A 12,478-nucleotide genomic window follows, 5' to 3' on the forward strand; every position below is an offset into this window, starting at 1 on the left:
GCGTCCGGCCGGCGACGGGTGGCCCCGGACGCGCTGGACGACTGCGGACACGATGCGGCAGTCCTCGTCACGGCGGCGTCACCGTGACGCACCGGCCAGCGACGTAGGACGGTGACGCTGCGTTGACGCATCCTGTGTACCAGCTATGCGTACGCTGCACCCGCAGCGGTCGAGCCGACGAACGTTTCCGCAGTTCAGAACCGATCTCAGGTTGCCTGTCGGCCAATAGAACATTCACCGCGCCGTTGACTCACCGTGACCGCTATTGATAATCTTCACGGTGGTCAGCCCGGCCGTCCCGGCGGGCGGGGCCGCCCGTCAGCCGTGGGGCGCGCCCGCACCGGTGGGGCCGACAGTGGCGTCACGGGCAACCGATCCGGGACACAGCAGACAGTCGGGACGAGCGTTCCGGCAGGGGGTGCCGCCGTGACCGCTGACCCGTCCGTGCCGACCGCCGGCGAACCGCCCGGCGAAGGCGTCGCACTCCACCTGCTCGGCGGCTTCCGACTGTTACGCGAGGCGGCGCCGGTCGTGGTGCCACGTGGGCTGCAACGGGTGATCGCCCTGATCGGGCTGCGCCCCGGCGCCACCCGCAGCCAACTCGCGGGCCTGCTCTGGCCCGACGCGTCGGAGGAACGGGCGCTGTCCTCACTGCGCACCGCGCTGTGGCGGCTCCGACAGGACCCGTGCTGCCCGATGACCGTGGCCAGCGACACCGTACGGCTCGGCCCGACGGTCCGGCTCGACGTGGACGACCTGGTCGGCACCGCGGCCCGGGTCCGCGACGGCGACGACCCGGGCACCGCGGCGGGAGCGCTCGCCGCCGGCCGGCACGACCTCCTGCCCGGCTGGTACGACGACTGGGTGCTGCTGGACCGGGAGCGGCTGCGCCAACTTCGCCTGCACATGCTGGAACAGGTGGCCGGGCAGCACCTGACCGCGGGGCGGCACGGCGAGGCCCTCGAAGCCGCGCTGGAGGCGATGGCCGCCGAGCCGCTCCGGGAGACGCCCCACCGCCTGGTGGTCCGCATCCACCTCGCCGAGGGCAACGCCTTCGAGGCCGTGCACGCCTTCTACGTCTACCGGGACCTGCTGCGCCGGGAGTTGCGTCTGGAGCCGAGCCCCGCGATGAGCGCCCTGCTCGACGACACGCTCGCCCCGATCCGCCAGGCCACCCGCGACGCCGTCACCGACCGCCCGTCACCGGCGGGGCGACGGACGTGACGGTGATGTGACAGACGCTGCGGCACGGTAGGCGCACAGAGCACGTGGCGCCGATCCGAGGATCGGAAGAGCCACCGGCGGAAGGGGTCCCATGAGTCGTCTACTGATCGTCAGCCGGATCATCCCGGGCGCGGAGGGGCGGGTCGCACAGATCTTCGCCGAGTCCGACGCCACCGACCTGCCCGGTCTGACGGGCGTCACGCACCGATCCCTGTACTGCCTGCACGACCTGTGCGTACACCTGCTGGAGACCTCGGACGTCGATCCGGACGCGCTCGCGGCGGCCCGCAACCACCCACTCTTCCAACAGGTCAACGAGCGGCTCTCCGCGCACACGTCGCCGTACCTGCCGACCTGGCGCTCCCCCCGCGACGCGATCGCCGGTTGCTTCTACCGGTGGGACGCCCCCGACGCGCCCCCGACGCGCCCCGCCAGCCTCGACGCGCCCGCGGCACGCCCCGCCGGCCTCGACGCACCCGCGGCACGCCCCGCCGGCCTCGACGCACCCGCGGCACGCCCCGCCGGCACCAACGCGCCCGCTGCCCGCCCGTCCAGCACCGACGCGCCCGCGGCACACCCGGCGGGCTGACGTGCCCGCCGCCCCGCCGCACGTCCTGATCATCGGCGCCGGCACGGGCGGGTTGTGCCTGGCGCACGGCCTGCGCCGTGCCGGGATCAGCGTCGCCGTCTACGAACGGCACCGCGACCGCGCCGAGGGGTTGCTCGGCTACCGGGTCGGCATCGGCCCCACCGGTAGCCGGGCGCTTCGGCAGTGCCTGTCCCCGGAGTTGTTCGCCACCTTCCTGGCCACCTGCGCACGCCCACCGCACTACTTCAACGTGGTCACCCAGGGGCTGCGCCAGACCGCGTCGTTCCCACTACGACCCAGCGCCGACCCGGTGCACACCGAACACTCGGTGGCCCGGATGGTGCTGCGCCAGGTGCTGCTGACCGGCCTGGACGACGTGGTGCACTTCGACAAGACGTTCACCCGCTACGAGCAGCGCGACGACGGCACGGTCACCGCGTACTTCGCCGACGGCACCGACGCCACCGGCAACCTGTTGGTCGGCGCGGACGGCACCCACTCGGCGGTACGCCGGCAGTACCTGCCGCACGCCGTCACCCGTGACGCCGGCACCATCAACATCGCCACCCGGATCCCGCTCACCGCGCACACCCGCGGCCTCGTCCCGGAGCGGGTCCGTCAGGGCATCTCGCTGATCTTCGGTGTCGGCGGGATGATGGGTGTCCTGCACGTCATGGAGTTCAAGTGGGACGCCCAGCGGGTGGTCAAACCCGGCGTCAGCGACGCCGACGCCGCGCTGCTGCGAAACTGGCCCGGCCTGTCCCACGACACCACCACCGACAACATCAACCTGATCATCTGGAGTACGGGCCGCCGATTCCCGGCCGACGTCCTGGACCGTCGCGGCGAGGACCTGGTGAACGTCGCCCTGGACCTCACCCCCAACTGGCATCCGAACCTGCGGGAGCTGCTGACCCGCGCGGACCCGGGCAGCGCCCTGTCGATCAGGGTGTCCACCTCCGAGCCGACACCACCCTGGAAGAGCAGCACCGTCACCATGCTCGGCGACGCCATCCACACCATGACCCCCGGCCGCGGGGTGGGCGCCAACACCGCGCTGCGCGACGCCCGCCTGCTCTGCGACCAGCTCGGCCATGCTGTCACCGGTGACAAGACGCTCGTGCAGGCGGTCGCCGACTACGAGGCCGCGATGGTGCCGTACGGCTTCGCGCGGGTCGCCGAGTCACTGAACCGCAGCGGCACCAGCGGCGACGACCGGATGTACCGGCCGGTGGTGGGTCGACTCGCGCTGCTCGGCGCGCGCGGCTACTTCGGAGTGACAAGTCGGGTGCCGCGGCTGCGGCGCCGGTTCGTCGACGACTTCCACACCTACGAGGGCGACCAGGACTGAGTCCTGCATCAGCCCGTCGACCCGGGCCCGGCGTCCCCCGCCGGGTCCGGGTCCCGTCGTGGCGGGTCTTCGTGGGGTCCTGGTGCGACGCTGCGTTACCCGGCGGGCACCGCCTGAGGTGGTCACCGTGACCGGGACACCTGCGGCCGATCCTCTCACTTGCCGGCAACACGCGTGTGCGAAGCTGCGGCGAGTTTTTCTCGTGAGTTTTCCAACGAGTTGAGAGGGAGGTTCGCCGTGGCGTGGTCTATCGGACACTCGCTGATAGTGGTACTGGCACTGTTGCTGGGCCTGGCCGCCGGGTGGCTGCTGCGCGGCCGGCGGGGCGTACAGGGCAATTCGATAGTGGACGGAGACCCCGTCGCCGGGCTGGCCGTTCTCGAAACGCCGACGCCGGCGGCCACCACCGACGAGGCCCGGCCCGCGGCCGCCGTTGACCCGGCCCCCGTCGCGGTCGCCGACGAACCGGTGCCGGTGGACACGATCAGCGCGCCCGCCGCCGTCACCGGACCGGACAGCGCGCCCACGCCGGTGGAGGTCCCGGCGGAGGCCCCGAGCACCGTCGACCCGGCCGACATGGCGCTGACCGAGGCCCCGCCGTCGGCACCGTCCGACGCGGATGACCTTCCGTCGGAGCCCGTGGTGGAGTCGACCCCCGAGCCGGTCGCGGCCGACGAGCAGCCCGCCCCGGCGGCCGTGATCGCCCCCCGCCAACCCGCGGACGACCTTCCGCTCGACGCCACCCCGGCCGACGAGCCGATCGCGACCGAGCCGGCCGACGATGCGGCGACCAAGGCCGCGGTGGCCGATGAGCCGACCGCTGTCACCCCGGCCGACGAGCCGACCACGACCGAGCCGGCCGACGATGCGGCGACCAAGGCCAGCCCGGCCGACGAGCCGATCGCGACCGAGCCGGTTGACGAGCCGATTGCGACCGACCCGGCCGACGAGCCGATCGCGAGCAGCTCGGCCGACGATGTGGCGACCGAGGCCGCGGTGCCGGCCGAGGCGCCGGTGAACGCCGACGCGCTGCACACGGACCCGACGGACGCCAACGGCGTGGAAGCAGCGCCGACGGACGCGGACGCCGAGCCGGAGTCGGTGCCGTCGGCGGTGGCCGCGCCCGCGGTCGTACCGGCCGGAGCCGAGGTTCCTCCGGTCGCCACGACCGCTGCCAACGGCGCGGGCGCGGACCCGGCGGGCTCGGCCGACGACTTCCGCCGGATCCAGGGGATCGGGCCGAAGATGGCGGCCGCGTTGCAGGACGCCGGTGTACGCACGTACGTCCAGCTCGGTGCGCTGGACGAGGCGGCGCTGCGTGACCTGATCCGGGCCGCCGGCCTGCGGGCCGCACCCGGGCTGGCCACCTGGCCACAGCAGGCCCGCGTGCTCGCCGGTGCCGGCGACGAGATGGCCGCCGTGCTCCCGGGCGGCAACCCGTCCTGACGCGCGACATCGAGCCCCCGGTCCACCGTCCGACGCGACGGTAGGCCGGGGGTTCTGCCGTCGAGGCCGCACCATCCACGGCCCCCACCGAAGGGGTGATCGACTCGCCTTTCAGAAAACCGGGCCATCCAACCCGCCCCGACACCCCGACATCCAGAAAGCCGAGTCGATCACCCCAGCCCACCCACCGCGCCCACACGATCGACTCGGACTCTAGGAAACCGGGCCATCCCACCGGCCCGGACACCGCCATATCCAGGAACCCGAGTCGATCACCTCGGTTGGGGGAAGGCGCGGCGAATTCGCGGCCGGGTGGTCGACCGATCGTTACCGTCCGTTCAGGTGGGCCGGACAGGTCCGTCGAGTCGACAGGTTCCGCAGGAGAAGCCCGTGCACCTCGCCGCGCCGGAGCCCGGGTCCCCGCGGTCCCGTCGTCCTCCGGTGCGTGATCCGGAGGCCCCGCGCCGGGTGACCCTCCTCGAGCTCTTCTTCGACCTGGTGTACGTGGTCGCCCTGACGCTCATCTCCCAGGGCATGGTCGACCAGCTCGACTGGCACCGGGCCGCACAGGCGCTGATCCTGCTGGCCGCGGTGTGGTGGACGTGGGTGATCACCACACTGGTCACCGACCTGTACAACCCGGAACGCACCGAGATCAAGCTGCTGATCAGCGCCGTGATGTTCGGCGCGCTGCTGATGACCACGGCGATCCCGGACGCGTTCGGCGACCGCGGGCTCGCCTTCGCCGGCACCTACGTGGCGATCCACCTCGGGCGCGGACTGTTCCTGATGCCGGCCGTCCGCCGCGAGCCGCAGACCCAGCGCCGCGCGGCACGCATCTTCATCTGGTTCGCGGTGTCCGCGATCCCGTGGATCATCGGCGCGTTCGTCAGCGGGGAGGCCCGCCTGGCGTGCTGGGCCCTCGCGCTCGCCATCGACTACGTCGGCTTCCGGCTCGCGTACCCGGTGCCGGGGCTCGGCGTGGTGCCCGAGCCCCAGCGCAACGTCACGGCGGAGCATCTCTCCGAGCGCTACCAGCAGTTCTTCATCATCGCCCTCGGCGACGCCATCCTGACCATCGGCACCATGTTCAGCGAGGCGCACAGCGAGGCGCAGAACATCGGGGCCTTCGCGGTGGCGTTCCTGACCACCCTGCTGCTCTGGCGGATCTACGTGCACAAGTCCGGTCAGCTGCTGCCGATGGCCATCAAGGGGTCCGGGTCACCGAGCAAGTTCCTGTTCACCGCGCCGTACACCCATCTGCTGATGGTGGCCGGGGTGGTGACCACGGCGGCCGGGTTCGACCTGGTGCTGCACGATTCGACCGGGCGGACGCCGCCGGCCTGGGCGGCGGTGATCCTCGGCGGCCCGGCCCTCTTCCTGGCCGGCCGGGCGTCCTTCGAGTACGAGGTGTTCAGCCGGGTGTCACTGTCCCGCCCCGGCGGTGTGCTGGCGCTGCTGACGATCGCGCCCGCCGTGCTCTACCTGCCGCCGGTGTTCGCCTCGCTCGGCGCCCTCCTGGTGCTGATCGGTGTGGCCTACGCGGACTTCCGGCGCAGCTACGGCAAACCACCCGAGGCCCCGTCCCCACCGCACTGAGCCGACCGGCCGCCCGGCTCACACCCCGGCGAGCAGCCGCCCGGCGTCCGGCACGTACGGCTCGACACCCAGCGTGGTCAGCAACTGGTGCACGGTGGCGGTGGCCGCGGTGAGCACCGGACGGCCGAGCCGGGCCTCCACCCTCGGCACCGCCGCCAACGACGGCAGCTGTACGCAGGCGGACAGGACCACCGCGTCCACGTCGGTCACGTCCAGCCGCTCGGCCAGCTCGACCAGGTGAGCGGTGGGGATGCGCCCCACCGCCACGTTGTCCGGCTCGCTCAGGCTCACCGCCTCGGTCACCCGCACGCCGTACGAGGCGAGGTAGGCCGCGACGGTCGCGGTCAACGGAGGCAGGTACGGCGCGATCAGGGCCACCCGACGGGCTCCCAGCACACGCAGCCCGGCGACCAGCGCCCCCGCACTGCTCACCACGGGCATGTCGTGCCCGGCGCGACCGGCCGCCCGGCCCAGCCGCCGCTCGGCCCGATCGTGCGCGCCGGGGCCCTCGCACATCACCGCCACCAGGCAGGCGTACGCGAGCACGTCGCAGCGGGCGTCGGCCAACTCGGCGACGCAGCGGAGGGCGGACCGGTTCATCCGGGCCAACTCGTCCGGGGTCACCTGACGCAGTCGTACCCGGCTGCTGTGTGTGGTGAAACGGACCGTCGCGTCGACAGCCTCGCGGCGGCGCAGCATGGCCGGGATCTCGGTCTCCATCGTGGTGTTCGAACTGGGCACGACCAGGCCGACGCGGTAACCGCTCACACCAGTACCCCGGTGTACGCGCGGACCTGCAGCCGCTGCGCGGCGGTGCCGCCCAGGCGCACCTGCAGGCCCAGCGGCGCGGCGGCGCGCCGGACGTCGTCCAGGTGCAGCGAGCCGTGCCGGTCCACGGTGAGCACCGGCGGCTCCTCCAGGTCGCCGTCCGGCGCGTGGAAGGAGAGCAGGGTGACGGAGGTGGTGAGGTAGCCCGGGTACGCGGCGCGGGCCGCCGACTCGTCCCGGTGGGCCAGCACCACCAGGTCGTCGAGGTGGGCGAAGTCGGCGGCGAGGGCGCCAGCCTTCCAGTGCGCCGGTTCCTCGGCCGCGCCGGTGAGATGCCGGGACCTGTTCGCCGAGGTGATGTAGAGGTGGTCCGATCCGGTCTCGGCGAGCGCCCGCTCGAAGAAGAGGTTGGACGGGCAGGTCAGGCCCGGTGCGATCACCTGGGTGGTGCGCAGCCCCTGGTCGATCTGGGTGAGGTGCTCGGGGAGCCGCTCCGCCGCCGGCCCCCGGAACCCGAACGGCCCGGCGCCGTAGAGGGCGTCCATCAGTGCCCGCACCCGACCGACCGGCAGTCGGGGCGAGATCCGCGTCCAGTCGAACATCCCGGGGATCCGGCCGATCGCGGTGGTGATGCTGCCGACCTGCTGGGCTGGGCGGCCCTTGGCCAGGTTGACCCGGCGGACGGTGGCCTCGTCGGGACGGGTGACGATGACGTAGAAGTTGGCGAACGCCGCGGCGACGACCGCGCCGCGAGCCAGCGCGCGGGCCGCGACCGCCACGTCCTCGGGGCGGTCGATGTACAGGTGCGGTGTCGGGGCGTCCATGAGTCCTCCTCGGCGGGGCCGTGAGGCAGTTCTACGTCCGCCGAACGGTGCGACGGCGGGATCGGTCGCCGATCCGATAGCCGACACGCGTTACCCCGTGCGAGCGGCCGATCCCGGGCGGTACGCAACGGCGGACGGCCTCGGCCGGATGGGGGATCCAGCGTGGCCCCGCCTCGGTGTCAGTTAGCCGCACGACCCAATTGGGTACAACGACTGCACCTCAGATCCACCACATTTCCTCAGGAGGCAGCGATGCGCGGCACCTCGATACTCGGAGTCATCGTCGTGATCTGGCTGGTGATCGGCGCTGTCGCCGCCGGCCAGCGTGGCTACTACAGCGGCGACGACACCAACTGCGCCGAGGCCGGCACCATCCTGGTCACCATCGTGGCCGGGCCCTTGAACTACATCGGCGCCAACCCCAAGGTCGACTGCAAGCTGCCCGAACCCTCCAAGTAGGACAGACGTGCACCGGCCCGCGCCCCTCGACCCCCGGGGCGCGGGCCGGTGTCCGCACGGGGACGGCTCGGCCGTCCCGAGACGTTACGCGCCGGCCCGCCGCTCGCGCCCCCAGGCGGCCAGCGGCTCGAGCGCCTCGTTGAGTCGCGTGCCGTCGACGGTCAACGAGTACTCGACGCGGGGCGGCACCTCGTCGTAGGAGACACGGTGCACGACGCCGTCGCGTTCCATCTCCCGTAGGTGCGAGGCCAGCACCTTCTCGGTGATCCCCGGCAGCAGTCGACGCAGCTCGCCGAAGCGGCGGTACGGGTGCTCGTGCAGCGCCCAGAGGATCAGCACCTTCCACTTGCCGCCGATCACCTCCATCGCGGCGTCGATCCCACAGATGTGTCCCTCTGCTGCGCCCGGCCGGTTCAGCGTCGTCATGGCCACCCCTTCCGACCTCCTCGCTCACCCGGGGGTAAGCACCCACTCCGAGGTGCGTACTTGATCACCGGAGTGCTTCCGACAAGCCTAATCGGCATGACACCGAACGCTGTGCAGAAGACCTCCGTCACGATGCTGGGGCTCGGCGCGATGGGCTCCGCGCTGGCCCGCGCCTGGCTCGCCGCCGGTCACCGGCTCACCGTCTGGAACCGCACCCCGACCCGTGCCGCTGTCCTCGGCGCCGAGGGCGCACGGGTCGCGACCAGCGCCGCCGAGGCGGTCGCGGCGAACACCCTCGTCGTCGTCTGCCTGTTGGACGACACCTCGGTCGACGAGGCGATGGCCGGCGTCGACCTGGCCGGCCGGGACCTGGTCAACCTGACCACCAGCACCCCCGCCCAGGCCCGCGCCCGCGCCGTCTGGGCCCACGAGCGGGGTGCCCGCTACCTCGACGGCGGGATCATGGCTGTCCCCCCGATGATCGGCGTACCGGAGGCTGGCGGCTACGTCTTCTACAGTGGCTCGCGGGAGCTGTTCGAGCGGCACCGGGAGACGCTCGGTGTCCCGGTCGGCACCACCTTCGTGGGCGAGGACCCGGGTTTCGCGGCCCTGTACGACGTGGCCCTGCTCAGCGGCATGTACGGGATGTTCGCCGGGGTCACCCACGCCTTCGCCCTGATCCGCGGGGAGGACATCGATCCCGCGGCGTTCGCGGCACTGCTCGCCGATTGGCTCGTCGCCATGGCCCCGGCCGTGCACCAGACCGCCGACCGGCTGCGCAGCGGCGACTACACCACGAATGTCGTCTCCACTCTCGCCATGCAGGTGGCCGGCACGCCTACCTTCCTGCGCACCGCCGAGCAGCAGGGTGTCAGCGCGGAACTGCTCGACCCCTTCTTCGCGCTGATGGGCCGCCGCCTGGCCGAGGGCGCCGGCGAGGGCGCCGGTGAGGAGGATCTGGCCGGCGTGGTCGACCTGCTGACGCGCCGCACACCCCGTACGGCGTCCTAGGAGGCTGGTCTGCGGGCGTCGTCGGTGTTTGTCGAGGCGGAGGCCGGGAACCGACCCGCGTCAGCCGGCGGACGACGAGCGGGGGCGTGGCATGCAGATCGGCTACAAGCTGGCCGCGGAGGGGTACGGCCCTCAGGAGATCATCCGGCAGGCTGTCCTGGCCGAGCAGGCTGGATTCGACTTCGTCGAGATGAGCGATCACTTCCACCCCTGGCTGGAGGCGCAGGGCCACTCGTCGTTCACCTGGAGCGTGCTCGGCGCCATCGCCGCCAGGACCAGCACCCTTCGTCTCGCGACGGGCGTCACCTGCCCGACCGTCCGCTACCACCCGGCGATCATCGCGCAGGCCGCGGCGACGATGGCGCTGGTCTCCGACGGACGGTTCACCCTCGGGGTGGGAGCCGGTGAACGACTCAACGAGCACGTGGTCGGGCAGGGCTTTCCCAGCGTCCGGGGACGGCACGAGCGGCTCCGCGAGGCGCTGGAGATCATCCGACTGCTCTGGCAGGGCGGCTACCAGTCCTACGAGGGCCGGCACCTGCACCTGGAGGACGCCCGGGTCTTCGACCTGCCGGACACCCCGCCGGTGATCGCGGTGGCCGCCAGCGGCGAGGCGTCGGCCCGGCTCGCCGCCGAGCTGGGCGACGGGTTGTTCGCCACCGAGCCGGAGGCCTCGATCGTCGAGCACTACCAGCGGGCCCACGGCTCCGGTCCGCGCTACGCCGAGGTGCCGCTGGCCTGGGCCACGGATGAGCAGCAGGCGGTGCAGGCGGTGTTGCAGACCAGCCGATGGATGGTTACCGGCTGGAAGGTGATGAGCGAACTGCCGAACCCGGTCAACTTCGACGCCGCCAGCGCCCACGTGGAGGAGAAGCACGTCCGCCAGCTCTTCGCCGTCGGCCCCGACCCGGAGCCGCACGTGGCAAAGGTCAGGTCGTACGTCGAGGCCGGCTTCGACCACGTCGTCCTGCAGAACGCCGGCCCCGACCCGGACGGCTTCCTCGACTTCTTCGCCGGCACCCTCGCCGCCCGGCTGCGCGCCATGTCCTGAACTGCCGGGAGGTGTCCCAACGGCGGGGCGGGGGCGACGCCAGCCCGAGACGGTCGCACCGGTAAGTCGGAACGGCCGCCCGGACGATCGTGGTGATCGTCCGGGCGGCCGGATGGGCGGCCCCGGGGGTCCGCTCAGCGGAAGCAGTGCGCGACAGGTACCGCGCTGCCCTCGCAGTTGGTCGGTTCGTTCTCGATGACCACGCTCTCGTCGTCGATCCTGACCTGGGCGTGCTCGCCGAAGATGCCACCGGGCTTCACCGTCGACGCGTTGTGGGTGATCTTGCTGGTGTAGATCGCCACCGAGCCCGCGGTGGCGTAGATTCCGCCGCCCTTGGACGTCGCGCCGACCGCCCTGTTGCGGGTCACGTCGCTGCCGCGGACCAGCAGGTTGGACTTCTCGGCGTAGATGCCGGCGCCGATGCCGTGGGTGGTGTTGCCGTCGATCACGCTGTCGTCGATCGGCGTCAGACCCTTGACTGTCGAGATGCCGCCACCGCTGACGGTGGCGGTGTTGCCGCGGATGGTCATGGTGCGCATGACCAGCACGGCGTCGGAGTTGGCGGCACCGCCGCCGACCTGGGCGGTGTTGTCCAGCAACTCGGTGTCGGAGACCTTCGTCCGGGCCGAGAAGCTGGCCAGCCCGCCGCCCTGGCCCGCACTGTTCTGGGTGAGGGAGACGCTCTCCACGTCGGCCGCGCCGCGATAGTTGCCGAGCCCGCCGCCGTAGCCGTTGGCGCTGTTGTGGTGGAACTCGGAGCGCTTCAGCGTCAACACACCGCCGTTGAGCAGGCCCCCGCCCTTGCCCGCGGCACCGGAGGCGCTGTTGCCGACGAATGTGGAGTCGGTGACCACCATGTTGCCGTCGTTGAAGATCCCACCGCCGCCGCCCTCCGGGGACAGCGAGGTGCTCTGCGAGACGGTGACCCGTTCCACCACGGCGGTCGCCCCGTGCACCACGTGCACGCTGCCGCCCTCGATGGCCGAGCGGCCGTTGTGCAGTTCCACGTCGCGCAGGGTCAACTCGCCACCGTCGCGGACGGTGAAGAAGCGGAACGGCGCGGCCTGGGCGTCGCGGGCGATGGTGGCGCCGGCGCCGTCGATCGTGATGGCCTGGTAGATCACCGGCAGGCCGGCGGTGTCGTCGGCCGGGTTGTGCGGCGGCGCGTCGGCGTCACCGGGGGTCTCCGCGGCGTCGGCAGCCTCCCGCGCGTCGCGGATCCCCCCGTCGTACTGGTCGGTCTCGTGGAACGCCTCGGTGAGCAGGTAGCGGCACTTGGGCGCGAGCCGCAGTTCCGCGCCGCCCTCGGCGTTGGCCGTGACAAGCGCCGCCACCAGCTTCGCGGCGTCGCAGGGCACCGACACCACTCCCCGCTTGCCGGTGCCCGGGCTGGGGGCGTGTCCCCGTTCGGCCCCGTCCGGGTCGCGCCGCGCCCCACCCTGGTCGCCGGCACGGCGGTCGTCGTCGTTTCCGGCCGGCGTGCTCAGCCGGCTCAGACCGGGGAGGGAGAGGTCACGGTCGGCCGCGGCGGCCACACCGGCCACGCCGGCTCCTCCCACGACCAGGCTTCCCGCCAGCAACCCGCTGGCCAAGAACCAGCGGGACCGCCGTCTGGGTCGGATCTCGCGGTCTCCTCCTTGGTAAGTGGACATCAAAGGTGCCTGCCTTCCTGCCGACAAGACGTGACCGCGCGCCGATCCGGGCGCGGGGCGCTCGACGTAGCGTCGACC

At 72.3% G+C, this 12,478-nt stretch carries 11 protein-coding genes and 1 pseudogene; 8 read left to right on the forward strand and 4 right to left on the reverse strand.

The annotated features are described in order from the left end of the window. The first annotated feature begins 426 nt into the window (after window positions 1-426). The 5 genes and pseudogenes from ACGFH8_RS23830 (at window position 427) to ACGFH8_RS23850 (ending at window position 6,209) form a co-directional block, all read left to right on the forward strand. Window positions 427-1,224, forward strand: coding sequence for a BTAD domain-containing putative transcriptional regulator (locus ACGFH8_RS23830; RefSeq protein ID WP_393370741.1), 798 nt, complete (start codon window positions 427-429; stop codon window positions 1,222-1,224). Between the two features lie 91 nt (window positions 1,225-1,315). Then, window positions 1,316-1,639 (forward strand): annotated as a pseudogene (locus tag ACGFH8_RS23835) (TcmI family type II polyketide cyclase); the annotation flags it as partial. Window positions 1,640-1,814: 175 nt separating this feature from the next. After that, a complete protein-coding gene (locus tag ACGFH8_RS23840) occupies window positions 1,815-3,164 on the forward strand; it encodes an FAD-dependent oxidoreductase (RefSeq protein ID WP_393370743.1) in 1,350 nt (449 codons plus the stop codon). 267 nt (window positions 3,165-3,431) lie between these two features. Then, on the forward strand, window positions 3,432-4,610 hold the full coding sequence (locus ACGFH8_RS23845) for a hypothetical protein (protein ID WP_393370745.1): 1,179 nt from the start codon (window positions 3,432-3,434) through the stop codon (window positions 4,608-4,610). Window positions 4,611-5,051: 441 nt separating this feature from the next. After that, window positions 5,052-6,209, forward strand: a complete 1,158-nt coding sequence (locus ACGFH8_RS23850; RefSeq protein ID WP_393370747.1) for a low temperature requirement protein A — start codon at window positions 5,052-5,054, stop codon at window positions 6,207-6,209. Between the two features lie 18 nt (window positions 6,210-6,227). Here the strand turns inward: ACGFH8_RS23850 and ACGFH8_RS23855 are convergent, their stop codons facing one another. Both ACGFH8_RS23855 and ACGFH8_RS23860 read right to left on the reverse strand, forming a co-directional pair. Next, complete coding sequence (locus tag ACGFH8_RS23855) at window positions 6,228-6,977, reverse strand: Asp/Glu racemase (protein ID WP_393370749.1); 750 nt, start codon at window positions 6,975-6,977, stop codon at window positions 6,228-6,230. Next, window positions 6,974-7,801, reverse strand: coding sequence for a hypothetical protein (locus ACGFH8_RS23860; RefSeq protein WP_393370752.1), 828 nt, complete (start codon window positions 7,799-7,801; stop codon window positions 6,974-6,976). The genes ACGFH8_RS23855 and ACGFH8_RS23860 overlap by 4 nt, the downstream gene beginning before the upstream one ends. A gap of 252 nt (window positions 7,802-8,053) precedes the next feature. Here ACGFH8_RS23860 and ACGFH8_RS23865 point away from each other — a divergent pair, with 252 nt between their 5' ends. After that, complete coding sequence (locus tag ACGFH8_RS23865; RefSeq protein WP_306271566.1) at window positions 8,054-8,260, forward strand: hypothetical protein; 207 nt, start codon at window positions 8,054-8,056, stop codon at window positions 8,258-8,260. Window positions 8,261-8,344: 84 nt separating this feature from the next. On the opposite strand, the gene ACGFH8_RS23870 is transcribed toward ACGFH8_RS23865, so the two are convergent. Continuing rightward, complete coding sequence (locus ACGFH8_RS23870; RefSeq protein ID WP_393370756.1) at window positions 8,345-8,686, reverse strand: winged helix-turn-helix transcriptional regulator; 342 nt, start codon at window positions 8,684-8,686, stop codon at window positions 8,345-8,347. A gap of 96 nt (window positions 8,687-8,782) precedes the next feature. Here ACGFH8_RS23870 and ACGFH8_RS23875 point away from each other — a divergent pair, with 96 nt between their 5' ends. Next, window positions 8,783-9,697, forward strand: coding sequence for an NAD(P)-dependent oxidoreductase (locus tag ACGFH8_RS23875; protein WP_393370758.1), 915 nt, complete (start codon window positions 8,783-8,785; stop codon window positions 9,695-9,697). Between the two features lie 91 nt (window positions 9,698-9,788). Continuing rightward, window positions 9,789-10,748, forward strand: coding sequence for a TIGR03557 family F420-dependent LLM class oxidoreductase (locus ACGFH8_RS23880; protein ID WP_393370761.1), 960 nt, complete (start codon window positions 9,789-9,791; stop codon window positions 10,746-10,748). Between the two features lie 134 nt (window positions 10,749-10,882). Here ACGFH8_RS23880 and ACGFH8_RS23885 read toward each other — a convergent pair whose 3' ends face one another. Further along, window positions 10,883-12,400, reverse strand: coding sequence for a hypothetical protein (locus ACGFH8_RS23885; RefSeq protein ID WP_393370764.1), 1,518 nt, complete (start codon window positions 12,398-12,400; stop codon window positions 10,883-10,885). Between the last annotated feature and the right edge of the window lie 78 nt (window positions 12,401-12,478).

Source organism: Micromonospora sp. NPDC049175 (assembly GCF_043197345.1).
Taxonomy (GTDB): domain Bacteria; phylum Actinomycetota; class Actinomycetes; order Mycobacteriales; family Micromonosporaceae; genus Micromonospora.